24 protein-coding genes and 2 pseudogenes are annotated in these 23,997 nt (G+C 67.3%); 13 read left to right on the forward strand and 13 right to left on the reverse strand.

The annotated features are described in order from the left end of the window. Window positions 1-197 precede the first annotated feature (197 nt). From V9K99_RS00175 to V9K99_RS00190, 4 genes and pseudogenes are all read right to left on the reverse strand, one after another. Complete coding sequence (locus V9K99_RS00175) at window positions 198-1,118, reverse strand: M23 family metallopeptidase (protein WP_337008263.1); 921 nt, start codon at window positions 1,116-1,118, stop codon at window positions 198-200. Between the two features lie 35 nt (window positions 1,119-1,153). After that, window positions 1,154-1,387: a hypothetical protein gene (locus tag V9K99_RS00180; protein WP_337008261.1), complete on the reverse strand. Its 234-nt coding sequence runs from the start codon at window positions 1,385-1,387 to the stop codon at window positions 1,154-1,156. Window positions 1,388-1,420: 33 nt separating this feature from the next. After that, window positions 1,421-1,817 (reverse strand): annotated as a pseudogene (locus V9K99_RS00185) (cytochrome c biogenesis CcdA family protein). 102 nt (window positions 1,818-1,919) lie between these two features. Further along, window positions 1,920-2,255 (reverse strand): annotated as a pseudogene (locus V9K99_RS00190) (TlpA disulfide reductase family protein); the annotation flags it as partial. A gap of 329 nt (window positions 2,256-2,584) precedes the next feature. Here V9K99_RS00190 and V9K99_RS00195 point away from each other — a divergent pair. Beyond that, window positions 2,585-2,968 carry a BlaI/MecI/CopY family transcriptional regulator gene (locus V9K99_RS00195; RefSeq protein ID WP_337008259.1) on the forward strand — a complete coding sequence of 128 codons (384 nt, stop codon included), beginning with the start codon at window positions 2,585-2,587 and terminating at the stop codon, window positions 2,966-2,968. Next, entirely contained in the window at window positions 2,965-3,912 is a 948-nt protein-coding gene (locus V9K99_RS00200) for a M56 family metallopeptidase (protein ID WP_337008257.1), read from the forward strand. Before V9K99_RS00195 ends, V9K99_RS00200 begins: the two co-directional genes overlap by 4 nt. Here V9K99_RS00200 and V9K99_RS00205 read toward each other — a convergent pair. Further along, window positions 3,905-4,096, reverse strand: coding sequence for a hypothetical protein (locus tag V9K99_RS00205; RefSeq protein WP_337008255.1), 192 nt, complete (start codon window positions 4,094-4,096; stop codon window positions 3,905-3,907). The genes V9K99_RS00200 and V9K99_RS00205 overlap by 8 nt on opposite strands. A gap of 115 nt (window positions 4,097-4,211) precedes the next feature. Further along, on the reverse strand, window positions 4,212-6,350 hold the full coding sequence (locus V9K99_RS00210) for a heavy metal translocating P-type ATPase (RefSeq protein WP_337008253.1): 2,139 nt from the start codon (window positions 6,348-6,350) through the stop codon (window positions 4,212-4,214). Between the two features lie 192 nt (window positions 6,351-6,542). Between V9K99_RS00210 and V9K99_RS00215 the strand changes: the two genes are divergently transcribed. Continuing rightward, on the forward strand, window positions 6,543-6,839 hold the full coding sequence (locus V9K99_RS00215; protein WP_337008251.1) for a metal-sensitive transcriptional regulator: 297 nt from the start codon (window positions 6,543-6,545) through the stop codon (window positions 6,837-6,839). Between the two features lie 37 nt (window positions 6,840-6,876). Here V9K99_RS00215 and V9K99_RS00220 read toward each other — a convergent pair whose 3' ends face one another. Then, a complete protein-coding gene (locus tag V9K99_RS00220; RefSeq protein WP_337008249.1) occupies window positions 6,877-7,827 on the reverse strand; it encodes a F510_1955 family glycosylhydrolase in 951 nt (316 codons plus the stop codon). Window positions 7,828-8,174: 347 nt separating this feature from the next. On the opposite strand from V9K99_RS00220, the gene V9K99_RS00225 reads away from it, so the two are divergent. Next, complete coding sequence (locus V9K99_RS00225; protein ID WP_337008247.1) at window positions 8,175-8,555, forward strand: BlaI/MecI/CopY family transcriptional regulator; 381 nt, start codon at window positions 8,175-8,177, stop codon at window positions 8,553-8,555. Window positions 8,556-8,921: 366 nt separating this feature from the next. On the opposite strand, the gene V9K99_RS00230 is transcribed toward V9K99_RS00225, so the two are convergent. The 5 genes from V9K99_RS00230 to V9K99_RS00250 are packed head-to-tail and all read right to left on the reverse strand — an operon-like array spanning window position 8,922 to window position 13,654. After that, a complete protein-coding gene (locus V9K99_RS00230) occupies window positions 8,922-10,154 on the reverse strand; it encodes a threonine synthase (RefSeq protein ID WP_337008245.1) in 1,233 nt (410 codons plus the stop codon). Next, window positions 10,151-10,975: an amino acid ABC transporter ATP-binding protein gene (locus tag V9K99_RS00235; protein ID WP_337008243.1), complete on the reverse strand. Its 825-nt coding sequence runs from the start codon at window positions 10,973-10,975 to the stop codon at window positions 10,151-10,153. Before V9K99_RS00235 ends, V9K99_RS00230 begins: the two co-directional genes overlap by 4 nt. A gap of 30 nt (window positions 10,976-11,005) precedes the next feature. Continuing rightward, window positions 11,006-11,650, reverse strand: a complete 645-nt coding sequence (locus V9K99_RS00240; RefSeq protein ID WP_337008241.1) for an amino acid ABC transporter permease — start codon at window positions 11,648-11,650, stop codon at window positions 11,006-11,008. A gap of 33 nt (window positions 11,651-11,683) precedes the next feature. Beyond that, entirely contained in the window at window positions 11,684-12,550 is an 867-nt protein-coding gene (locus V9K99_RS00245; protein ID WP_337008240.1) for a transporter substrate-binding domain-containing protein, read from the reverse strand. Between the two features lie 18 nt (window positions 12,551-12,568). Continuing rightward, complete coding sequence (locus tag V9K99_RS00250; RefSeq protein WP_337008238.1) at window positions 12,569-13,654, reverse strand: ArsR/SmtB family transcription factor; 1,086 nt, start codon at window positions 13,652-13,654, stop codon at window positions 12,569-12,571. Window positions 13,655-14,004: 350 nt separating this feature from the next. On the opposite strand from V9K99_RS00250, the gene V9K99_RS00255 reads away from it, so the two are divergent. Continuing rightward, window positions 14,005-15,084, forward strand: coding sequence for a hypothetical protein (locus V9K99_RS00255; protein WP_337008236.1), 1,080 nt, complete (start codon window positions 14,005-14,007; stop codon window positions 15,082-15,084). A 75-nt stretch (window positions 15,085-15,159) separates the two neighbouring features. Here V9K99_RS00255 and V9K99_RS00260 read toward each other — a convergent pair whose 3' ends face one another. Beyond that, complete coding sequence (locus tag V9K99_RS00260; RefSeq protein WP_337008234.1) at window positions 15,160-15,768, reverse strand: TetR/AcrR family transcriptional regulator; 609 nt, start codon at window positions 15,766-15,768, stop codon at window positions 15,160-15,162. A 69-nt stretch (window positions 15,769-15,837) separates the two neighbouring features. Between V9K99_RS00260 and V9K99_RS00265 the strand changes: the two genes are divergently transcribed. From V9K99_RS00265 to V9K99_RS00300, 8 genes are all read left to right on the forward strand, one after another. Beyond that, a complete protein-coding gene (locus tag V9K99_RS00265) occupies window positions 15,838-17,274 on the forward strand; it encodes an MFS transporter (protein WP_337008232.1) in 1,437 nt (478 codons plus the stop codon). Window positions 17,275-17,279: 5 nt separating this feature from the next. Beyond that, window positions 17,280-18,467 carry an MFS transporter gene (locus V9K99_RS00270; RefSeq protein WP_337008230.1) on the forward strand — a complete coding sequence of 396 codons (1,188 nt, stop codon included), beginning with the start codon at window positions 17,280-17,282 and terminating at the stop codon, window positions 18,465-18,467. A gap of 22 nt (window positions 18,468-18,489) precedes the next feature. Next, window positions 18,490-18,618 carry an ANTAR domain-containing protein gene (locus tag V9K99_RS00275; RefSeq protein WP_337008229.1) on the forward strand — a complete coding sequence of 43 codons (129 nt, stop codon included), beginning with the start codon at window positions 18,490-18,492 and terminating at the stop codon, window positions 18,616-18,618. Between the two features lie 143 nt (window positions 18,619-18,761). Beyond that, the gene (locus V9K99_RS00280) at window positions 18,762-19,247 is read left to right on the forward strand and encodes a hypothetical protein (protein WP_337008228.1); all 486 of its coding nucleotides are present in this window, start codon (window positions 18,762-18,764) and stop codon (window positions 19,245-19,247) included. Window positions 19,248-19,267: 20 nt separating this feature from the next. Next, a complete protein-coding gene (locus V9K99_RS00285) occupies window positions 19,268-20,254 on the forward strand; it encodes a hypothetical protein (RefSeq protein WP_337008226.1) in 987 nt (328 codons plus the stop codon). 550 nt (window positions 20,255-20,804) lie between these two features. Next, a complete protein-coding gene (locus V9K99_RS00290) occupies window positions 20,805-22,109 on the forward strand; it encodes a globin domain-containing protein (RefSeq protein ID WP_337008224.1) in 1,305 nt (434 codons plus the stop codon). Continuing rightward, complete coding sequence (locus tag V9K99_RS00295) at window positions 22,057-22,605, forward strand: DivIVA domain-containing protein (RefSeq protein ID WP_337008222.1); 549 nt, start codon at window positions 22,057-22,059, stop codon at window positions 22,603-22,605. The genes V9K99_RS00290 and V9K99_RS00295 overlap by 53 nt, the downstream gene beginning before the upstream one ends. A 228-nt stretch (window positions 22,606-22,833) precedes the next feature. Further along, window positions 22,834-23,994 (forward strand): nitric oxide synthase oxygenase, encoded by a 1,161-nt coding sequence (locus V9K99_RS00300; protein ID WP_337008220.1) that lies wholly within the window; start codon window positions 22,834-22,836, stop codon window positions 23,992-23,994. Window positions 23,995-23,997: the final 3 nt, after the last annotated feature.

The raw sequence follows: 23,997 nt of genomic DNA on the forward strand, positions 1-23,997 counted from the left end.
CATGTCTCCACGCCGGTCGACGTTCGTGCTCGCCGTTGCCATGGTGCTCGCGACCGGCACCTCCTGCTCAGCTCCGGCGACGCGACCCTCACCTCGATCCCAGGCCACCCCTCAGAAGCCCGGTCCGGTCGCGATGGCGATCGTACCTGCAACCCTGTCGCAGATGGCCGCCGAGCGACCCCCGTCGGGGCGCCGGCTCAGGGGTCGAGGCCCTTCGCGCGCAGCCAGCGCAGCGGATCGACTGGGCCTCCCCCACCGGGCCGGATCTCGAGATGGAGGTGCGGGCCGGTTGAGTTGCCGGTCGAGCCGACGGCACCGATCTGCTCTCCGGCATCCACCTGCTCCCCAGACGAGACGGTGATGCGGGACAGGTGGTTGTACCAACTCTCGGTGCCGTCCGCGTGCCGGATCCTGATCTGGTTGCCGTATGGCCCGGCCCAACCGGCCGAGATGACGACTCCCTGCATCAGCGCGCCGACCCGCGTACCCGTCGGGGCCGCGAAGTCGGTGCCGGTGTGATTGCGTGCCCACCGGTCACCGCCCTGACCGAAGACGGCTGTGATGCGATAGCCGGACACGGGCAACTCGACGGCCGCCGCAGCCGCTCGTGCCTCCGCCTCGGCCCGCGCCGCAGCCTCGGCCTCTGCGCGCTTTGCGGCTGTCTTTGCTCTTGCGAGTGCAACTGCACGCCGCAGGGTCTGCACCCGGTAGACGTCGAGCTTCGCGGCCCTCGCCACCGCCAGGCGGGCGGCAGCAGCCTGCCTGGCGCCGGCTTGAGTATCCGTCAGCTCAGGCCGATCATCTCCTCGGGTGCCCAGTTGCCGACGCTGAATGCGGGCTGTCGCCAGCGCGGACAATCGGGTCTCGCCAGTGGTCGCGTTCGACGCCGCCGCATCCACCGTCGAGTTCGCGGATCCCGGCGATCCGAGGAGGTGCGGCCCGAAGCCGACGCTGCCCGCCGCTGCCGCCAGCGCGGCGGCCAATCCGACCAGCTGCGCGTTGCCCGGCGCAGTACGACGAGGCACCCGATGTCGCGCGGTTGTAGCGCCGCGCGGTCGGCGGCTACTCGGCAGGTTGCGATCCTTGGCGTGCTCCCGGGCCGATCGTGGCTGCGTCACAAAGAGACCTCGGGAGGCGTAGGGAGCGGGGACAACTAGCGATCCATCCGGCCGAACGGCCACGCGCTGCTCACGGCAACGGCGATTCCCAAGCCCAAGGACATGAGGCTGTGACCGAAGGGCAGCAGCTTGGGCGCGCCAAACTCCATAGCCAGATTCAGGCCCACAATCGCCAAGCCGACGACGAGCAGGACGATTCCGATCGCCCTGTGCCAGCGCGGTCGCGGCCCGGTCCGCTTCTGCCGGCCGCGGGAATCGGTCTCACTCATCATCTGCTCCATTCGATGCTTGACGACTGAGGATCACAGTGGCGCCTGCCAGTTCGCCACCACGCCTTGAAGCCGGTAGATGAGCTGTGCCCACACACCAGTGACCTCGAGGAGACCGACCAGGATCAGCAAGCAACCGCCGATGCGCATCACCGTGCGGGCATGCCGGCGCGCTACGGCGTACAGCTTGAACGCGCGCTGAACCCCGGCCGCGGCCAGGATGAACGGAATGCCCAGCCCGAGGCTGTAGGCGAACGACAGCACAGCGCCTCTGCCCGCGCTGCCGGTGCCGGTCGACAGAGGCCGCTGTCTCGCCCTGCCGAGAGGCCCGCTGCGCCTCGGCTCCTGCGTTACCGGTCACGTAAGCGAGATAGCCCGGTAGCAGAGGTAGGCAGCACGGACTGAGGAACGAGACCAGACCGGCCGCCATCGCGATGGGGATCGCGAGCAGCAACGGCCCGAAGAACACCAGGTCGTCGGTGTCGATCACACTCGGATACGGGATCTTGAACCCACGGGCGAACGCGCGCGCCGCCGGCGCGTTGTCCCGGGTGTCGATGCCCACGAATCGGACCCCGCTCCGCTTGGTCTCGTTTGCCACTCGGACCAGGTCCGGCGACTCCGCCCGGCACGGGTTGCACCACGATCCCCATGTATTGATCACAACGACCTCGCCTCGCAGAGCCGCAAGGTCGAACCTGCCGCCGTCAAGCGTCGTTCCCTGCAACGGCGGAGACTCAGGTCGATCGGCGGTATACCGGGTCAGACCGGTGGCGACACTGCCCTCGGCGGCACCATGCACGGCTCCACGCTTCACCGCTTCGTGACCGAACAAGCCCGCTTCAGCCCCGATGAACACGCCCAGCATGAGGAGACCGAGTACGAAAGCAATCCGTACGGCGACGACGGGGCGACGGGCATGACCCGGCGGCGCCGGCTCGGCACTGACGTCGACGTCAGCTGTCTCGTCCACGGTGGCCGAGACGACCTTCCGCTCGGCGGCATCGTCAGCCAACGCCTTCACCGCGCTCCTCCGCACGCCCTGAACTGCACGGCGACTACTATGCACGATAGTTGTCAGCGGCGATACCCGGCACCGGCGCAGACCTGGTGCACAGGATCGAGCCGGCAGGCGAACCGATCATGACCAAATCATCGTGGGTGAGGCATCATCGGCTGGCAGAAGAGAGAGGTGTCATGCGCGGATTCGGTGATCTCGAGGCGGTGGTCATGGACCAGCTGTGGAGTCTGGACTCCCCGGCGACGGTCCGGGAAGTCCTGGACGACACGCGGACTGCGCGCCCGTTGGCATACACAACTGTTCTGACGGTGATGGACAACCTGCACAGCAAGCGATTCCTCGCTCGCGAACGTGCGGGTCGCGCGTACGCCTACCAGCCGACCAGAAGTCGTGCCGAGTACGCCGCCGAGCTGATGGGTGAAGCGCTCGCCGACAGCGGCGATCCCAAGGCCGCCCTGCTGCGCTCCGTCGAGCAGATGCCTGCCGGCGAGGCCTCCCGGCTGCGCACGTTGCTCCACGGGCAAGGCACGCGCGGCCGCAGTCGAAGGGAGTCCGGATGATCATCGCCATCACCCTCTTCGGCTACGCGGCCCTGATGGCGACCGGCGGCGCCTGGCTGCTCCGGGAGTCCGCTTGGCCCGCGCAGGCGCCGCGTCTTGCGATCGCCGTATGGCAAGCCTTGGCCGCCTCCGTCCTGCTGTCGGTCATGCTCGGCGCGGTCGCGCTGTCTGTACGACTGCACCTGGTCAGCACCGACCTGGCCGAGCTGTTCCACCTCTGCGTGACGAATCTGCGCGCCGCCTACGCGACACCGGGCGGGGCTACCACGACGACCATCGCGCTCGCCGCCCTCGTTCTGGTAGCAACCAGAGCGGTGTGGGGCGTCGCCACGACACTGAGGCAAGCGGTCCGGCAGCGCCGGCGTCAACTGCGGATCCTTGAGCTCGTGGCCCGACGCGACGCGGAACTCGACGTACTGGTTCTCGAGCACCCGACGGCGGCCGCATTCTGCCTGCCCGGCCGCAACCGGAACATCGTCGTCACCAGCAGCGCACTGGCCGTGCTCAGCCGGGAGGAAGTTCACGCCGTAGTCGCGCACGAGAAAGCACACCTGCGTGGACGACACCATCTGTTACTCGCCGTTTCGCATGGCCTGGTTCGCGCGTTCCCCGGTGTCCCGGTCTTCAACTGGGGCGATCAGCAGGTACGACGCCTCGTCGAACTGGTTGCCGATGACCGGGCCTGCCGCAATCACCCGCGATCCGCCATCGCGAGCGCGATACTTCAACTGGCCGATTCCGCGGCACCGGCCGCCGCACTCGCGCTAGGCGCAGAAGCCGTCCACCTACGCCTGCAGCGACTCACCGGCCGGCGACCACCGATGCGCCGAGCCACGCGAAGCATCCTCTGCGCCCTCGTCGCCGCAGTACTGATCGCACCAGCCATCGTGGCGGCACTCCCAGCCCTCGTCCTCGCCGGCATGGACTACTGCAGCCTCAGCTGATCGGGGCAGGCAGTCCGTCGAGAGTGACCGTGACCTGTCGGCGGACCGCAGCTGCGGAGTACAGGCTGCCGGCCGCAGCCAGAGCGTGTTCGGTGCCGGCGTGGCCGATTCGCCGTGGACGAAGTGGGGTGTCAACGTCATCCTTGCCCTCGTCGTCGTGAAGGGCCTCCTCGTCGCCACCCATGTTTCCCTGGCCCGCTTCGCCGTCCGCCGCCGCAAGCGGCCCGCCACGCCTTCTGAGTCGTGGCAAGGCCCGGCTGCTGGGCTGTGCAACGCCAGCAGCCGGGCCTTGGCTGTGATCAGCGGTTCGGGGTCAGGCGCACTCGACGCAGAAGCTGCGCGTTGAGGGCGACCACGATCGTCGACACGGACATCAGGACCGCACCGACAGCCGGGCTGAGCGTGATGCCCGCCCAGGCCAGCGCGCCCGCCGCGAGCGGGATTGCGACCACGTTGTACCCCGCTGCCCAGGTGAGGTTCTGGATCATCTTGCGGTACGACGCCTTGGACAGCCGGATGACTCCCGTCACACCACGCGGGTCCGACGAGGCCAGGACGACCCCGGCGGACTCGATCGCCACGTCCGTCCCAGCGCCGATCGCGATCCCGACGTCCGCCCGAGCCAGGGCAGGTGCGTCGTTGACGCCGTCACCGACCATCGCCACTGTCAGTCCGCGGGACTGCAGTTCGCTGACCGCCTTGTCCTTGTCGGCCGGCAGCACTTCCGCGAACACCTCGTCGATGCCGTCGCGGAATCCCAGGTCGGCCGCGACCGCCTGGGCGACCGGCTTGGCATCGCCTGTGATCATGACGATCTTCTCGACGCCCGCGGCACGGAGCTGCTCGATCGCTTCGCGGGCTTCCGGCCGTACCTCGTCCTCGAGCGCGATCGCTCCGGTCGCCACCGAGTTGGTGCCCTCGACCCGCAGCAGGTAGAGCACCGCGGCGCCTCGAGCAGACCACTCCTCGGACCGGTCCCGGAGAACGCTCGGCACCGTAGCGTCCAGCTCACGCAGTAGCGCTGGTCCGCCGACGGCATAGACGTTGCCCTCGACAACCGCCTGGACACCGCGCCCGGTCAGCGACTTGAACTCGCTCGCCTTGGCCCGGTCGCCGCGTTCGTCGGCGGCCGTGACGATTGCCCTGGCCAGCGGGTGCTCGCTGTCGGCCTCAACGGCTCCGGCGATCCGCAGTACCTGCTGCTCGTCGATCCCTTCACCAGCGACGCCGGTCACGACGTGCTCCCCCTTGGTCAGCGTGCCGGTCTTGTCGAACAGCACCGCGTTCACGGTCCGCATCCGCTCCAACGCCAGCCGGTCCTTGACCAGGATCCCGCCCTTGGCTGCGACCGCCGTGGAGAGCGCGATCACCAGCGGGATGGCCAGGCCAAGTGCGTGGGGGCAGGCGATCACCAAGACGGTCACGGTTCGTACGACGGACTCGTTGAGATCCCCGACGGCCCACCAGGTCAAGAAGGTGATCGCGGCGGCCGCAGTGGCGATGTAGAAGAGCATCGCGGCGAACCGGTCAGCGAGGACCTGGGCCCGCCCGCTCGATTGCTGCGCCTCGGCGACCAGCCGCTGGATGCCTGCCAACGCGGTGTCGTTGCCGACGGCGTCGATCCGGACCCGGATCGCGGAGTCGGTGGCGACCGTGCCCGCGACCACTCGGTCCCCGGCGGCCTTGGAGACCGGCCGGGACTCCCCGGTGATCATCGATTCGTCCAGTTCGGCAGCGCCCTCGACGATCTCGCCGTCGGCCGGGACCCGGGCTCCGGACCGCACGAGTACTACGTCGCCTACCTGCAGCTCAGCGACCGGGACCGTCTCGACGCCGTCAGCGGTGACGCGGTCGGCGTCGTCCGGCAGCAGCGCCGCGAGCGCGGCCAGTGCACCCTGTGCCTGGCCGATCGCCTTCATCTCCTGCCAGTGACCCAGCAGCATGATGGTGACCAGCGCGGCAAGCTCCCACCAGAAGTCGAGGTCGAATGCCCCGAGGCTGGTCGCCAGCGAGGCGACGTACGCGACCGTGATCGCCATCGAGATCAGCAGCATCATCCCAGGAGCGCGGTCCCGGGCCTCCCGGACGCCGCCGACCAGGAACGGCCAGCCGCCGTACAAGAAGACGAACGTGCCGAGAACCGGCCCGACCCAGCTCATGCCGGGGAAGTCGAGTGTGTAGCCGAACCAGTCCATCACCATGTGACTGGTCGCTACGATCGGCAGCGTCAGCAGCAGGCTGAGCCAGAACTTCCGCCGGAACATCTCCGGGTCGTGCCCAGCGTGCTTGTCGTGCCCGCCGTGCCCCGAGTGCTGGTCATGCCCGCCGTGTGCCGCGTGCGACCCGTGCTCACCGTTGCCGTGGTGACCATCCGGTGCCGGATGTGCATGCTCGCCGGCGTGCTGATGGTCCTGGCCGAGGTCTGTGGCCTTCACCATGATGTGTCCTCTCAGCGTTCGGTGAATCGGTACGACGCCGGGCCTGCAAGCCCCGGCCGTCACCCTGCAGAACAATATACCCCATAGGGGTATTCCGTATAGACCTGTCGAGTTTTATACCCTACCTGGGTACGCTGGAGGGGCGTCGCCGACCGCTGGGGTCCGGCCGTCGCCAGGAAGGAAGTGGTGAGCATGGCCGGGCAGGCAGCACATGGATACATCGAGGACAAGGAGGCGTACCTGCGGCGATTGAAGCGCATCGAGGGCCAGGCCCGCGGCCTGCAGCGCATGGTCGAGGACGAGAAGTACTGCATCGACATCCTGACCCAGATCTCGGCAATGACGAAGGCACTTGAGTCGGTGGCGCTCGGCCTGCTCGACGACCATCTCGCGCACTGCGTGGTGGACGCCGCGGCGGCTGGCGGCCGCGAGGCCGACCGCAAGATCAAGGAAGCCTCCGAAGCCATCGCCCGCCTCGTCCGCTCCTGACGCATGCGGATCGGGCGGCTGACGCGTCCGTCTGGCGCTACCCAGTGATGCGGTAGCGCTGCTCGAAGGACTTGCCGCCGTTGGTCGACTGGTAGATGCCGGTGTCGGTTGCGGCGTAGACAGTCATGGCGTCCGTGGCGGTAAGCGCAGCCGGGCGGCCATCCAGGGCGCCTTCCTGTTGCCAGGTTTTGCCTTGATCCGCGCTGCGGAGCACCGCGCCGGAAGTGGTGACGCCGTACAAGGCCGCCGAATCCGGCCACGATACGAAGATCAGTGGTGGCGCTCCTTGGGCGACTGTGAAGGTGCGGCCGCCGTCGTTACTCGCCGCAGGCCCGTTCTCGGTCGTCGCGATGAGGACGTCCGCGCTGGCCGGGCTGACCGCGAAGTCGGCCATGGGGAGCTCAGCGCGCTCATCCCAGGTGACCTTGTCACTACTCACCATGAGCAGGCCGGTGCCGCTGTTGTAACCGAAGACCTGGCCGTGAATGGCTTCGAGGGAGTGGAAGTCGGCCTGGCCACTGAGGGACAGATCACGCCAGGTCTCGCCGCCGTCGGTGGACTCGATCAGGCCCAGGTTCGCCGGCTTGCCTTCCATCGGGTCCGGGTGACCGCTGCCGAGGAAGTGCTGTGGGCCGACGACGGTGAAGCCCATCGTGTCCTGGTACCGGTCCGCGATCCGGCTCGGCGTGCCGTCAGCGGGGATCCGGAACACACCGAAATGGGTCGCGGCGTACAGAGTCTTGTCCTGTGGGTCGATGCCTAGTCCATGAACGTGCGCGACGCCCGGATCGTTGCCTTCACCCGCCGCCGGGCGCGAGTCGCCGCCCGAGCCAAGGATCCGGATCAGTCCTATTGCGATCAGAACGACCGCGAAACCGATCAGCAACGCCACTCTCAGCCGCCGCCTGACCGTAGGCGTCGGCTTCGGCGACGGCCTGGACTTCGGCCCGCCAGTACGACGGGTCCCGCCCGGCGCCGGTCGGCTCATCCGGCATCCCTCCGGCTTTCGATTGTGGTTCGATGGTGGTTAGTACTAGGGGCGATAGTACATATGCAGTGAGAGGTCAGGTATGTCGACTCACGACGGCACTTCAGAGGGTACGGCGGGCGGTCGGCTTCGCACCTCGGTGTCGTTCGAACCAGTGGACATCCATCGGCGGATGACGATCGTGAGTATTGCCGGGCTGGCGGCAGCCGGGCTGATGGCTGTGGTCGGGGCGCCAGCAACTCCACGCCGAGTTGCTCACCTCGGACTGGACTGGTCCGCGCGGCCCGCTCTAGGTCGCCGTACACGACTACCATGTGCCCTAGCGACGTGGAGCTGAGGAGGGCAGGGTGCGCGGTTTCGGCGAGCTCGAGGCAGCCGTGATGGACCGGCTGTGGTCGTGGGAGCGGCCGGCCTCGGTGCGGGAGGTGCTCGACGATCTGCGCAAGGACCGTGAATTCGCGTATACCACGGTGATGACGGTGCTGGACAACCTGCACCGCAAGGGCTGGGTCACACGGGAACTGGACGGCCGCGCCTACCTCTACAGTCCGGTTTCCTCGCGGCAGGAGTACAGCGCTGAATTGATGCGCCAGGCGTTGGACAGCAGTGGCGACAACGCGACCACACTGTTGCGATTCGTCGACGAGATGACCACCGAGGAGGCCGAGGCCCTGCGAAAGGCGCTTCGCGGCCGGCGAGCGCCTCGGAACGGGTCGAACCGCCGATGAGCGTCACGGTTGCCCTTTCGTCTACGCCGCTGTGGTCGTGACTTGCGCGCCTCGCGGGGAAAGTGGATCACCCGCCGTACGGTGCCCCACGCCCTAGCGCCGCGGTCGATCGTCCGACCGGCGGCGCTGCTCGGACTGACTGCCGCCGCGGGATTGCCATAGGCAACCGGTCACCGTCGCGTCAGCCCACCCGGTCGCGGTGCCTCGGTGCTCTCACTGCACCTGTGCGGGCCCGGCTGCTTCGTGGTGCCCCGCACGGCGCTACGGCGGCAACGGAGAAGTGGACCGCCCGCCTGCCGGAGGCACGGGTTGGAGACTACGACCAGTGTGCACGGACGCAACCCATGAGACCTCGCCCGTTGGCAGTCAGGCGGACACGGCTTCCTGGTCGGTCGATGGCCCGGAGGACAACGCAGCAGGCTGGTCGCGCATGCTCTCGAGATTCTTCAGGCCGCTCGACGTGTTGACCAAGACGATGCGGGAACCTGGCGGCAGCCGCCGCTCGGCGGCGAGAATACGCAGGCCGGCGAGTCCAGCCGCACTGGCGGGTTCGACGAAGAACCCGGCCGCCGACAATCTGCGCTGGGCGGCCATGATCTGCGCGTCGGTCGGCTGGGCCACCAGCCCGTCGGATGCGGCCAGCGCCGCGACCGAGATGTAGCTGTTGACCGATCCGCCGATGCCGCGCGCGACGGTCGGTGTGCGAGGGACCGTGACGATCGGTTGCCGCGGAGTGCGGACGGCGAGTCCGAGCGGCCCGCCGGCGGGCTCACACGCGACCATCCTCGGCCCTCGGTCGGCTCTGCCGAGGCGCTCGAGCTCGTCGAAGCCCTTCCAGATCCCGTACAGCCCTTCGCCGTACGACGTCGGCACGCAGACGACGTCCGGTGTCGTGCCCAGGACGTCCGCGATCTCGTAGGCGATGGTCTTGTACCCCTCGTGCCCGTAGGCACCGTTGGTCGGGATGCTGGTGTAGTTCGACGCGGGGTACCAGCCGTGTTCACGGATACCTTCTTCCATGACCTCCCAGCGCTTGTCCGGTTCGGTGATGACCAGGCGCGCACCGAAGGCCCGGATGAGGCTTTGCTGGCTCTCCGGCAGGCCGGGGTAGCTGAGGACGACGCACTCGACGCCGGCCCGGACGGCGTAGGCCGCGATCGCGACGCCGTGGTTTCCGGACGTCGAGACGACGACAGCGCCGGCACCGAACTCGACGGCCTTGCTGATCGTGACCGCGGCGTTCCGGTCCTTGAAGGTCCAGGTCGGGTTGCGCGACTCGTCCTTGATCCATACCTGTTCCGCGCCCAGCTCGTCCGCAAGGTCAGGCAGGGTCACCAGGGGAGTGCCTCCCTCGCCCAGGCTGATCTCAGCGGCCTGTTGCCGGACGGGCAGCAGCCGGCGGTAGCGCCACAGGCCTTCTCCACGTTCTGACAGTGGGGCGTCGCCGAGGTCCGTCTTCAGACGGTCGTAGTCGTAGACCGCCGTCAGGCCCGAGGCGAAGCTGTCGGACCGGCAGGCGGGGCAGCCCTCGGGCATCGGTTGTGCCGGGTACGGCGTACCGCAGTAGACGCAGGTGAGATGGCTCAGATAGCTGTTCACAGCTCGGCCTTGGTCCCTTTCGCGTTGGTGGGGTCATTCGCGGGCGCGTCGTCGTCCCTCGCGACCAGACGGAGGAACAGCTTGGCCCGGGCATGGCGGGGGCGGGCGAAGAACTCGGCCGGCGGTGCGCTTTCGACGATCTCGCCGCCGTCCATGAAAACAACGCGATCGGCGACGTCTCTGGCGAACTGGACCTCATGGGTCACGACGATCATGGTCATCCCGCCCCGGGCGAGATCGCGCATCGTCTGGAGCACCTCCTCGTGCAGCTCGGGGTCGAGGGCCGAGGTCGGCTCGTCGAAGAGGATGACGTCGGGTTCCATCGCGAGTGCTCGGGCGATGGCGACCCGTTGTTTCTGGCCGCCGCTCAGCCTGGAGGGATATTCGTCGCGTTTGTCGGCGAGCCCGACGCGGGCGAGCAGCCGCTCTCCGAGCGCGGTGGCGTCTGCCTTGTTCATGCCCTTGACGGTGATCGGTGCCTCGATCACGTTCTGCAGCGCCGTCTTGTGCGGGAACAGATTGAACTGCTGGAAGACCATCGCGGCGTGGAGGCAGACAGTTCGGACGAGTTTCGTCCAGGTCCGCCCATTGACGCCGCCGCGTCCACACGCCACCGTGCAGTCGCAGACCATGATCCTGCCCGCATCAGGTGTCTCGAGCAGGTTGATGCAGCGCAGCAACGTCGTCTTGCCGGAGCCGGAGGCTCCCATGACGACCACGACCTCGCCGCGGGCGACGGTCAGGTCGACGCTCTTGAGCACCTCCAGCGTGCCGAAGCGTTTCCGCAGGCCGGTGATCTCGACGGTCGGTGCGACAGGCATGGTGACTCCCTCGGGTTGCGGTGGGGATGGTCAGTACGGCCGGGCGAGTCGGCGTTCCAGCACCTCCTGGCCGGCGGACAGGAGAGTGTTGATGACCCAGTAGACGAAGGCGACGATGACGAACATCTGGATGTACCGGAACGTCGCCGAGCCCACCATGTTCGCCAGCCGCGTGAGTTCGAAGACGGTGATGACCGAGGCCAGGGACGTGTCCTTCATGATCGCGATGAATCGGCTTCCGACCGGGGGCAGGGCGATCCGGGCAGCCTGCGGGAGAATGATGCGGCGCAGCGACTGCGCGTAGGTCATGCTCAGCGAGTGGGCGGCTTCCCGCTGGCCGCGGTCGACGGACAGTACGCCGGCGCGGAAGTTCTCACTGAGGTAGGCAGGGCCGTTGATCGACAGTGCGGCGATCGCCGCGGGGATGGGTGGGACGACGATCCCGAGCTGCGGCAGGCCGAAGTAGATCAGCAGAACCTGGATCAGCAGCGGGGTACCGCGGACGACCGACACGTAGGCGACAGCCAGATATCTGAGGACGCGGTGGCTGGACAGCCTGCCCAGAGCCACGATCATTCCGATGATCGATCCGATCAGGAACGACGTGACACCGAGGAGCAGGGTGATGACCACCGCTTGGCCGAGCAGGGGGATGGTGCGCGAGATGAGATCCATCGAAGGTCTCCGTCCTGGGCGGGCTGACGGGCGTCAGCAGGCCGGCTGCCGGCGCAGGTCCTCGGCGACATCGAGGCCGCCGAGCCACTGCTTGGAGATCTTGCTCAGGGTGCCGTCGGAGATCATGTCCGCCAGCGCCTTGTCGGCGGCCTTCGTGAGCTCTTCCTGTCCCTTGGGGAAAGCCATGCCGTTCAGCTCGCTGGACAGGTACTCCGCGACGGGCTCGACCGCGAGCCCGCTCTGCTCGGCCAGGTAGGCGCCGGTGAACTTCGAACCGATGTAGGCATCGGCGCGGCCTGTCGCCACGTCCTTCAGGGCCAAGGTCGAGTTGTCATAGGTGAGGACCTTGGCGCCCTTGATCGCCCGCGCCTGCTGCTCCTGCGTCCCCCCGGCGCTGACGGCCACTCGCTTCCCGGCCAGGTCGGCCTCCTGGGAGATCGTCGTGTTGCGGTCGGCAACGAAGATGCTCACCCCGTTGACCTGGTACGGACAGCTGAAGTCGACCTGCTTCTTCCGCTCGTCGGTGATCGTCAGCCCGGCGATCACTGCGTCCCACTTGTCGGACTGGAGACCCGGAATGAAAGTCTGGAAGGTGCCGACGACGAATTCGACCTTGCCGATTCCCATGCGCCTGGCGATCTCGTTCGCGACGTCGACGTCGAAACCGACGACCTGGTTGGCCTTGTCGACCAGGCTGTACGGCGGGTTCGCCTGCGTGTTGGCGACGCGCAGCACTCCCTTGGAGCGCGCGGTCGCCAAGACGTCCCCGTCGCGTGTCTGTCCCGCCGCGGGCAGGTTGTCGACGCCGACCGGGGTGCCGCTGCCGCAGCCGGTGGACAGGACGAGTGGGAGCAGAGTTGCCGCGAGCAACAATACGTGACGATGACGGTGGCGGGTCATGTCGGTCCTCCAGGGAATTCAGGTCGTGGGTGGGGATCCGAGCAGGTCGCGCAGCGAGCGCAGCACCGCGTCGGCGGAATCGTGCCGGATCGAGTACTTCATGCCGTGCCGGTCGCGTTCCTGGCGGATCAGCCCGGCGGTTCGGAGTTGGGCCAGATGATGGTGGACGGTCGGTTGGGCCAGGCCGAGCCGGCTGGTCAGCTCGGTGGCGTAGACCTCGTCGCCACTGAGGATCTCCAGCAGCGCCAGCCGATTGGGGTCAGCCATCGCCTTGAGTGCGGCGATGAGCTCGTGGCGAACCGGTACGGGGTCATAGGCGTCGAAGATGTCACTGGGGAGGCCGTAGATGACGAGGGCCTCACCAGTGCTCTCGTCCAGCCGTGTCGACATGTAGGGGTGAATGAACACCGACGGTGCCATGGTGATCTTGTTCAGTCCCAGATCGGCGCCGATGGTGTATCCACCGGTGAGCTGCTCGATGGCCGCCGATGGCGGAAGGATGCCGAGTATCTTCTCGGCGACCGGAACGGCGGCTGTGATGCGGCCCTGGACGGATTCGAGATGGTGTGAATAGATGCGGTCCAGATATGCGCTGAGGACGTCGACGAGATCGGATCGGGCCTGGTCCGGATCCTGAAGGACTTGACGGCATCGAGTGGCCCATCCCGCCGGCAGCCCGGCGAGAGCACGAGTCGTCTGGGAGTCGTCGCCCATCAGCACGGCGCGGTACAGGTCCAGTCGATCCTGGCTGGTCTCGCCCGTGTCGAGCATGAACAGCGCCAACTCCGCCGACGGCGACTGGCCGACGGCGCGGATCAGGTCGGCAGGTTTTGCCCCGGGCGGCAACCGGCCGATGAGGCGCGTGGCGCCGTACCCGAGCGAAGTGTCGAAGCCCTGGAAGAGGAACTTGGCCTTCGGCAGCAGAGCCGCCGGCAGTTGCGGGAGCTGGCTGGCGCTCCAACGGCGAGTCCTCGTGAACGTCCGTGGATTGAAGAGGGCGCGCAGGCTGACGACGAAGTCGTAGCAGACCGAGCCGTCGACGACGACCTCACCGCTGAAGGTTCGGCCCGAGTCCCGCTGCCCGACATCCTTGATGAGTCTCACTGCTGTCCGTTCGGTCGATAATAGATCGTGATCGATTATCGATCTCGGGATACCTGAGCTGTCAAGGAGTTCTGCGGATCGGTCGCGACAACAGCCACCGGTCCCACCCTCCGACACTGCCTCAGTCGCCCTCCATGTGATTGCGGCAGAACTCAACGCTGAAGACCAAGTCGTCGACGGTGAACCGGCTTGCCGTCGCGCCAGGTCACTTCTGAGCACCGGGCAGGGTGAAGACCTTCAGACCGTCTTCCGCAAAGCCTGACGGCCACCAGGCCGGCGGTACGCTTGACAGATACCCCCTGGGTGTATAGAAATTACCCCGCGGGGGTATTTCTGGAGAGGGGCGTGGTGTGATGCGGACAGGTGGCAGCAGGACCGGTCGGCTGACCGAAGGCTCGAGTACCGGCGAGGATGGCGTCGCAGCACTGCTGGGTGTGTGGCTGATCGGCGGCGTTTATGCCGATGGCTGGGCGCACCTCAACGTGGGTGGACTGGACGACTTCTTCACACCCTGGCATGGCGTTCTGTACGGCGGATTCACCGCATCGGCGATCTGGCTCGGCTGGATGATCTGGCGGCGCCGGCGGCAGGGCCGGAGTCTGTTCAGCGCCGTTCCGAACGGATACGGGCGAGGACTCGCGGGCATCGCGGTGTTCGCCGCCGGCGGACTCGGCGACATGCTGTGGCACCTCGCGTTCGGGATCGAGGCAGGAGTCGATGCCCTCGTCAGCCCAACTCATCTCGTGCTGCTCGTCGGCGGCGCCTTGTTGCTGTCGAGCCCACTGCGCGCCACACTCCGGCGCAACAGTGCACTGCCACGGCGGTTCGCCGAGGCGTGGCCGGCGATGGTGTCGTTGGGGACGGTGACTGCCTTGGCCGGTTTCTTCCTGAGCTACCTGTCGGTGTTCACGCAGCCCACAGCGACATTGCCCTTGACAACAATTCCGGAGGGTGCCCCCGGCCACCTCGAAGCGGAACTGCCGGCCACCGTCGGCTTGGCCGGATACCTCGTCGGCACGGCGCTGATCGCCGTACCCCTGCTCCTGGTGCGCCGGCAGGGACCGCTCTCGACCGGAACGGTCGCGGTCGTGGTCGGCTTTGTCGCCATTCCCGCCGCGGCCTTGTCCGAGATGCGCTGGGCCACCCCCGCGGTAGCGGCAGTGGTCGCGAGTCTGCTTCTGGAAATGGCGCTTCGGTCGTGGCCCAGTGCATCGGCGGTAGCTCTGGGTGTTGCTGTCCCAGCGGTCGTCTGGAGTGGGCAGCTCGTCGGACTGGCACTGGACGGCCAACTGGGCTGGGGCGTTGAGATGTGGGCCGGGGTCGTCGTGCTCAGCATGCTCACAGGCTTCCTTCTGGCAGCGCTCACACGGCCGGTCGGTGGTCAAGCAACCCGTCTCGCGGCGCCTGGCGTTCAGCCGAGTCGGCAGTAGTCCACACCCGCGAGGGCGAGGGGCGAAGGGCTGCTTGTTGTACCAGACGCCCAGGTGCCTGCCGATCTTCGTTGGTCAGCGCCCATTGGCCTGTCGGCTGTCGCTGACCGTTCCCACGATGGCCTGAAGGGCGGGTTGCAGGATTCGTTCGATGTCCTGGCGATCGGCCTGCGCGAGAGTCGGATCCTGGAGCAGGTAGCGGGAGATCGTCACGCCCAGTGTGCATGCGTTGAGGAGTGCGGCGCGCAACTCGGCATCCTGGCCTCCGATCGTCGCGGCAACCGCAGTCTGTGTTGGTGTCATGACCTGCTCGCGGAGGGCCGCGCCGGCCTGCGGATGCGTCAGGCTGCTGCGCAGCAAAGCTTCAGCACCTGCGCGGGTGTCCGGATCTTCGAATCCGGCAAGCATGTGGGCAGCGGCGGCGTCCGCGAGGTTGTCCGCGGTCGCGTTGATCAACGCCCGAAGGTCGACCGTTGACGTCGCGGCGGCGGTGAACAGGCCTTCCTTGTTGCCGAACAGTTGCATGACCAGCGCCGGATCGATCCCGGCCTCGGTGGCGATTGCTCTGATGCTGGTGCGTTCGTAGCCGGTTTCCGCGAACTGACGGCGGGCCGCCGCCAGGATCGCCTCCTCCGTACGGCGTCGCCGGTCAGCCCTGGACAGCTTCTGATCACCCTCGTTCACGACGTTCACTCTACGCCCGTTGACCCAGTTCCTGATTCACTCTACGCTCGTTGAGTGAAAGGTCCGAGAGTGGCACAGCGATCGTCGTCGACCGTTGAGAAGGCCCGGACGGCTCGCCGACGAGCAGTGCTGGCGCTCGCAGTTCTCGCCGGTAGTCAATTGCTGATCGTGGTGGATGCGACGATCGTCAACGTCGCGCTCGGCCCTATTCGGGACGGGCTTGGCTTCGCTGTTGCTGACCTGCAATGGGTGGTCACTGCGTACACGCTGGCCTTCGGTGGGTTGTTGATCCCGGGCGGCCGGTTGGCCGATCGCTTCGGCCATAGACGCGTTTTCCTAGCGGGTGCTGCGACATTCGGTGCGGCGTCGCTGGTAGGTGGTTCGGCCACCACACCCGCCGTACTGGTGGTGGCTCGAGCCGTGCAAGGTGCGGGCGCGGCATCGATGGCGCCGGCCGCGCTGGCATTGGTACTGGCCGTCTTTCCGCCGGGCCGCCGACGGGTGACCGCGCTTGGCGTCTGGGCTGCTGCCACGGCCGGTGGTACGGCGCTGGGGTCGATCCTCGGCGGAGTGCTGACGCAAGCCTTCTCGTGGCGTTGGGTGTTGTGGATCAACATTCCGGCGGCTGCGCTGGTGGTGATCGGGGGCGCCGTGCTGCCTCGGACACGCGGGATGAACCGAGGGCGCATCGACCTGCTCGGCGCTGCGATGGTGACCGTCGGCACGGCACTCCTGGTCTACGGCCTGACTCGAGTCGCCGATCGCGGGTGGCACGACGGCGGCACTCTGATCCCGCTGTTGCTGGCCGGCCTCCTCCTTGGGTCGTTCGTCGTACTGCAGCGCAGCCGTGAAGGCGGACTGGTCCCACTGGAGGTCATGCGAAACCGGACGGTCGTCGCCGCGGATCTCGTGGGCCTGGTTCTGGGTGTCGCGATCTACTCGCTGTTCTTCTTCACGAGCCTCTTCCTGTCGAGCATCCAGGCCCATGATCCCGTCCGCGTCGGCCTGGCCTTCGTACCGATGACAATCGCGATCGCCATCGCGGCACGCCTGTCCGGCCGCCTCGCCGGCCGGATCAGACCGGGCCTGCTTTCCTCCGCAGGTGCCTCCATCGTTGCTATTGGCATCGTTCTGCTGAGTCGGATCGCCCCGGACTCCAGCTACGCAGGCACGCTGCTTCCAGCCCTGGTCATCGCAGGATTCGGCCTCGGTTTGACCTTCGTCCCGCTGACTTCGGCCGCGGTGTCGGGAGTCAGTCAAGCCGACGCGGGAATCGCCTCGGCGCTCTTCAACGCCGGCCAGCAGATCGGCGGAGCTATCGGTCTCGCCGTACTCACAACGGTCAGTGCCGCGTGGACGGCAGGGGTGCCCGAGAGCCCATCGCCCGCCGCGACGACGGCCGGTTGGAGTGTCGCATTCCTGGTGGCTGCCGCCCTGACCGCTGTGGCCGCCGTCGTCGCAGCGACGTTCATCCGAACGTCCGACCGGCCTGTCGAGACGCCGTGACGGTGATGTCCGGGTATCGGGCCGCCCTCAACGCCCCAGGGATCGCTCGGGTCGTAGCTGCCGTCCTCGTGTGCTACCTGCTGGCGGGAATGGTGAACCTGTCGCTTCTCCTGAGCGCCGCGCACAGCACCGGTAGTTATGCCGTTGCAGGACTCGTCGTCGGCGCCTACTCGACAGCTGTGGCGGTGGCTGCGCCGATCTGGGGGCGTGTCGTCGATCGTCGCGGCCCGGTTTGGACCTTGGCGGTCACCAGCCTGAGCCAGACGGCTGCGTTCGCCGGCTACATCACCGCTGTCCTGACCCAAGCTCCGGCACTGGTTCTTGTCGGCGCCGCAGCTACCGCCGGCTCGCTCAGCCCTCCTTCCTCCTCGATCGCGAAAAAGGTCTTCGCCCTGACCGGGGACTCTGACAACCGGCGGGCACTCTTCGCGATCTCCGGGCTCTTCGCCGAGACGGTCTTCGTCATCGGACCGCTGGTCGTCGGAGGCATCGTTGCGGTGGCGCCTCCGGTGGTCGCTGTTTCAGTGACTGCCGCCGTGTCACTGATCGGCGTCTGGTGGCTCCGCGGGGCCTCAGCACTGCGATCCATCGATGAGAACTTCGAGAGTGCTGCCGGATCGGTCGATCGACGGAGCTCCACTCTGCTGAGAGGCATTCAGGCACGCATCCTCGCGGTCGTCGTCCTCGGCGCCGTTGCGATCGGCGCTCTCCAGGTAAGCGTCGTCGTACGCGCCGGCGACCTCGGTGTGAACGCCGGCCTCTTCGTCGCCGCTCTGGCCAGCGGCGGAGTGGTAGCGAGCCTTGTGTACGGCGGGATCTCCCTCCCCGGATCACTGCCAGCGCAGCTTGCGGTATGTCTGGGGATGTACGGCGTCTTCATCCTGACACTGGCCGCAGAGCCAGGGGTTGTCCTATCGGTCCTTCTCCTGGTCCTCGCCGGTGCTGCCACCGGGCCGGCCGACGCGATGGAGGCGCTGCTCATCGCCGAGCACACACCGGTTCACGGTCAATCGCATGCCTTTGCCGCATTGACCACTGCCAATTGGCTCGGCTTCGCAATCGGCAGCGCGGCTGCCGGAGCGGTCGTTGAGATCTCTTTGCTCGCAGGTGTCGGCCTCGCTGCAGGCGCCGCCTTACTCGCGGCGCTCTCGCTCGCGCTGTCCCGCGGACACCCGGAGATTCGCGCAGCCTGATCGGCCAGGCGATCGGCATCGCATGGAGCGATACCGGCTCGACTCCAACCGCGCGTTCGGTTTGCTGGTTCGCACCTCACAGACCGGCAACGCCAAACTTCGCGACGTTGCGGCCGGCATCGTAGCCGGCGCCAACACCAAGGCAGGCTAGGTCAGCCGCACAAGCAGAAAGGCCTGGCCGAGGCCACCAGTGCAGGCACGGCAGCGGCAGACGGGGTACGGCGCGGCGATCGCCTGTGCACCTGCTTCACGGTCGCCGCGGCAACCATCACCACTGCACCGGCGTCGGCCACGGTGCACGAGATCGTCGCCCAATGGTGCTCGGGACGAGAACCGCTCGGTCCGCCCGGGGTCTCCGGTGGGAGCAACGCTGACAACTTCGCCAAGCCGCTCAACGCGACCGGCTTCATCGAAGGTGTCGTTCCGTTCACCGTACCCGAAGGACCCGGCCTGCTGATCAAGTTCAGCTACGACCACCCGGCCGCGAAGGTCGTCGGCACCGGCGTGTTCATCGTGATCGACCAGACGCCCGATGGTCCGCTCTACCTCGGACTGATCGAGCCCAACCCGGTCCGGCCAAAGTCGGGCCGCACCGAGAATCCCGCATGGATCCGACTGAGTCGGCACCTTGAAACCCGCTTTCTCGATGGCGCCGGCGATCGTATGATTTCGCCACGGCTTCTGCCCCGAGGGGCAACGGAGCTGCCATCTCGGGGGGTCGAGTGGGGGGTCCCGGGTCTGACGGCCCGGGCATTCGGGGTCGCTCCTTCCTCCGTCTAGGTCTAGGGGACGGGAGCACCATGAAAGTACGGGCATTGCTGTGTGGGTTCGGACTGCTGGCTGCAGGGCTGGTCGCCGCACCGACAGCGAGTGCGGAATCGCCGACTCGAATCCTCAACACGATCACCTCGCTCTCGTGTGTGTTCGAGACAGCACAGGGGGACTACGTCTTCTTCGGAGCATCGTCGAACACCTTGGACGACGCCTCGGGGTCGTACATGTTCGTCGAGACTCCGGAGTACACCATGGTTTCGGAGGGCTGGAACGGTACGGCGGTCTTCGCCGGCAACGGCTCGTTCGCGGCGGAACTCTTGCTCTACGACTTCACCACGCACGAACCACTCGGCCTCGCGTCGGTCGAAGCAACTCGCACCCCGCTTGGAGAGCCCGTAACGGAGAACCTCCAGGAGCGAAGCGGGAACAGCTGGACCACCGGAACGGTGACCACGGCCAACTACCGCGTGGCCGTCGGATCCGCGACCGTGCCCGGCTACACAGTTCTGGCCGGCAACGATGACTGCACCTCCGACGTCATCACGTACGACGTAATGACCACCAACCCGGCCGCGGCGATCTTCGCGGACTCCGGCTTCGAGTCGGCGATCTGCGACCTGGAAGGGCTTCCGAACGGCCAGGTGGCGCTGAGTCAGGATCGACCGAACGTGCGGTACGACGTCGTGATCGATGATGGTGTCAACCCGCAAGAGGCAGAGGGCTTCCTGTCCCTGCCCGGCCGGACAGCCGGCAGTACGGCGCCACTCGTCGATCTCGTCACCGAGCAGCAGATCGGCGAGCTCACGATCAACGTGGAACTGCATCGCATCGGCGGTCGCAGCCAAGACTCGGACACCTTCGACGGCATCACCGAACGCGCTGCCGTGGTTCCATATCTCGCCACCATCACCGTCAGCACCTCAGACGGCCGCTCCGGCGAAGCCCACTGCTATGCCGAGGACCGCATAGAGAAGGCCATCGTCCGCCCATCCGCCAACGACGGCGGCCACTGACTCAACCCCAAATCCGAAGCGGCTCCCAGACGACTCAGTCGGCTCGGGAGCCGCTCACTTCCAGACGGCACCGTGATCATCGTGGGTGGCCAACGCGCCGGGAAGTGGAATTTCACCGACCCGGACCACGTGCTGGAAGGAGAGATCTTCGATCCACGCACGGGACCTTCACAGTGACAGGCCGAATTCCGTGACTCACCACACCGACGCCGCACACCGATGAATCCCACGGGCCTACAACCTCTGTGTATGAGCCCGGGTCGGCCTTGACAGGTTGGCTTGGGCTCTCGGTTTGGGCGGGCGGAGTGGGGTCGTGGGGAATTTCGAGACGATTGGGTCCGGTTGGCGGTTTCAAGGGGTTGGGGTGGGGGTAGGTCGGGAGGCAGACGGAGGACTGGAAAAGACTCGGGGTCTGGACTGGGAGGGGAAACCCTTGTCAACGCAGTACCCGTCGGCCCTAGCGGCCGGCAACCGTCAGCGCCTGATGCCCCCTGATGGGCCGTCTGTTTCGTTCGAGGAGCTGCCTCAACGAGACGGATAGGCAAGCCCGATGGATGCATACGCCTTACAGCGCAGCTGGGACCGGGTGACGGAGCACGGCGAGAAGGTGCCGCTGTACTTCTACTCGCATCTCTTCGTGTCCCATCCCGAGGTGCGGTCGATGTTCCCGCTGTCCATGTCGAACCAGCGGGACAAGTTCGTCAGCGCACTCGGCCGGATTGTCAGCCACGCGGACCAGATCGAGAACGACGCGGCCTTCCTGCAGCACCTCGGCCGCGATCACCGCAAGTACGCCGTCGCCGCGGAGCACTACAACGCGGTCGGAGCGTCGTTGTGCGCGACCCTGAAACACTTCCTCGGGCCCGAGTGGGACGAGGACCTGGCCGCGGACTGGACGGCGGCCTATCAGGTGGTCGCGCGGATCATGGTCGAGGCGGCGGAGACGTCCTCGGAGTCCAGCCCTGACTGGTGGGACGCCGATGTGGTGTCGGCCGAGCGGCGGACCATGGACCTCACACTGCTGACGGTGCAGCCGAGGCGACCGTTCCAGTTCCTCCCCGGCCAGTCGGTGTCCGTGGAGATCCCGCAACGCCCCCGGCTGTGGCGGTACTTCAGCCCGGCCAACGCCCCGCGCCGGGACGGCTCGATCGACCTGCACGTGCAGCAGATCGACGGCGGTCAGGTGAGCCCGAAAGTCGTGCGGTCCCTGAAGGTCGGCGACACCGTGAAGCTGGGGGCGCCGATCGGCGAGCGGCTGACCCGGCGGGACGGCGACACGAGGGATCTGCTGATGGTCGCCGGCGGTACCGGTCTCGCCCCGCTCCTCGCGGTTCTCGAGCAGATCGAGCTCGAGTGGCAGCGGTCGGGCACCGGGCCACTGGTCCATCTACTCCACGGCGTCCGGATGCCCTGGCACCTCTACGACCGTCCCCGGCTGCGAGAAATGGCCCAGCGACGGCCATGGTTCGACTACACGGAGGTCGTGTCGGACGACCCCTCCTACCCCGGGACGCGCGGGAAGGTCGGCACAGTCGCGGCCCGGCAGACGCTCTACGGGCGTACGGCGATGGTGTGCGGCGGCCCGCAGATGGTCGCGCACACGCTGCAGCAACTGGCCACCGCCGGCCTGCAGCCCGAGGACATCAAGTACGAGCACTTCTACTACGCAGCCGCGGACAAGCACACCGCCGAGCCGGCGCTACCAGGTCAGGAGACAACAAGTGACGAACAACAGCTACCGCCACGACTCTCCGCGCTACCAGACACCCGAGTCGATCCGGGACCAGGCGTTCCCGCGCCGGATGCTGGGCCTCGACACGGCCAAGGTCTACGGATTCCTCGACCTGCTGGCTGACCAGGTGCACGTCGCGGAGCGAGAGCGCAACGCGGGCCGGGCCGAGATCGAACGTCTCCAGATGGAGCTGCAGCGCACGCGGGCGGAGCTGCAGCGCGTGCAGGCGGAGCTGGACGAGTACGAGCAGGTCGGCGAGCGCGTGAACGAACAGGTCGTCCAACTGTTCAGCCAAGCACAGCTCGTGGCCGAGGAGATGGTCCAGGACGTCAGCCGGGACGCCCGCGAGCGCATCGGCCAGGCGCGCGCACATGAGCGCCAGATTGTCGCGGAGGCCATGGACACGGCCGGGCAGCAGGTTCGTTCCTACGCACAGTCGGCCCAGGTGCGGATGCAGTCGATCATGGAGTCGTTCGCCACCGAGGTCGACCGGCTCGGGAGCACGTCTCTGTCCGGCGAGCCGGGGTCCCACCACAACGACCCCTTGTTCGACGATTTGAGCGACCGGCAGATCCGCTTCCGGAACGGAAGCGGTCCGGAGTCTCCCGGCTCGGACTGACCGGTGCGAGCACTTCTGCTTGGCTGGAGCGCCTCGACCAGCCACCCAGTCGTCGTGTTGACCGTACTGAGCCTGGCAATCCTCTTCCTGGGCGTTCGCCACCTCGTTGTGGTCCACGCCGGAGAGCAGTTGCTCCAGGTCGGCGACAGGCCGTGGGGCAGGGCCCGATGGACCGGCCGGCGGGCGTCGCCAGGACCCGGGAGGGTTCGGGCGAGGCCCGGCCATCCGGTGAGCCGGCCCATCCCGGAGCGAAGTCTCGCGAGGGTCGACATCGAGAAGGTTCGGGCTGCGGCCGAAGAGTTCCTCGAGCTCTTCCAGGCCGAGAACCCTCAGGCCGGGCCGATCGGCCCGCGGGTCGCTGCGGTGATGCGCGAGATCGACCTGACCGGGACCTACTGGCACACCCCGGAGGAACTGGCCTTCGGCGCCCGCGTCGCCTGGCGCAACAACGCACGGTGCATCGGCCGGCTGTACTGGCGCAGCCTGCATGTGCGCGACCTGCGGACCGTCTCCGACGCCGACGGCGTCGCCGGGCACTGCTTCGACCATCTGCGCGCAGCTCACAACGGCGGGAAGATCCGGCCGATGATCAGCGTGTTCGCTCCCGAGACCCCGTTCCGGCCCGCGCCCAGGATCTGGAACGAACAACTCATCCGGTACGCCGGATACGAGCAGCCGCACGGGCGTGTCCTCGGGGATCCCCGCTACCGCACCTTCACCAGCGAACTGATCCAACGCGGATGGCGGCCACCCGAGTCCCCGGGAGCCTTCGACGTACTGCCGCTCGTTGTGGAGACCGTCGAGGATGGACCGCGGATGTTCCAGCTCCCCGGACATGCGGTCCACGAGGTCCCGCTCGAGCACCCCGAGCTGGCCTGGTTCGCGGACTTGGGCATGCGATGGCACGCCGTACCGGTCATCAGCAACAACCGGCTGGTCATCGGCGGTGTCTCCTACCCGGCCGCACCGTTCAACGGTTGGTACATGGGCACCGAGATCGGGGCCCGCAACCTGGGCGACAGCGACCGCTACGCTCTGGTCCCGGAGGTCGCGGAACGGATGGGGCTGGACACCTCGGACGAGACGACCCTCTGGCGAGACCGGGCCTTGGTCGAGATCAACCGTGCGGTACTGCACTCGTTTCGTCTGAACGGCGTGACCATCACCGACCACCACACCGAGTCCCGCAGGTTCCTCATCCACTTGGAGAGGGAGGAGCGCGCAGGTCGCCGTTGCCCTGCCGACTGGACCTGGATCGTCCCACCGATGTCCGGCTCGCAGACCCCGGTCTTCCACCGCTACTACGACACCGAGAACCGAGTCCCGAACTTCTTCGCCGACACCGACGCCACCCACCGAGCCCTCCACGGCGGCCCACCCGCCTTCTGACAG

It is taken from the genome of Kribbella sp. CCNWLW201, from assembly GCF_037203805.1.
Lineage (GTDB): Bacteria > Actinomycetota > Actinomycetes > Propionibacteriales > Kribbellaceae > Kribbella.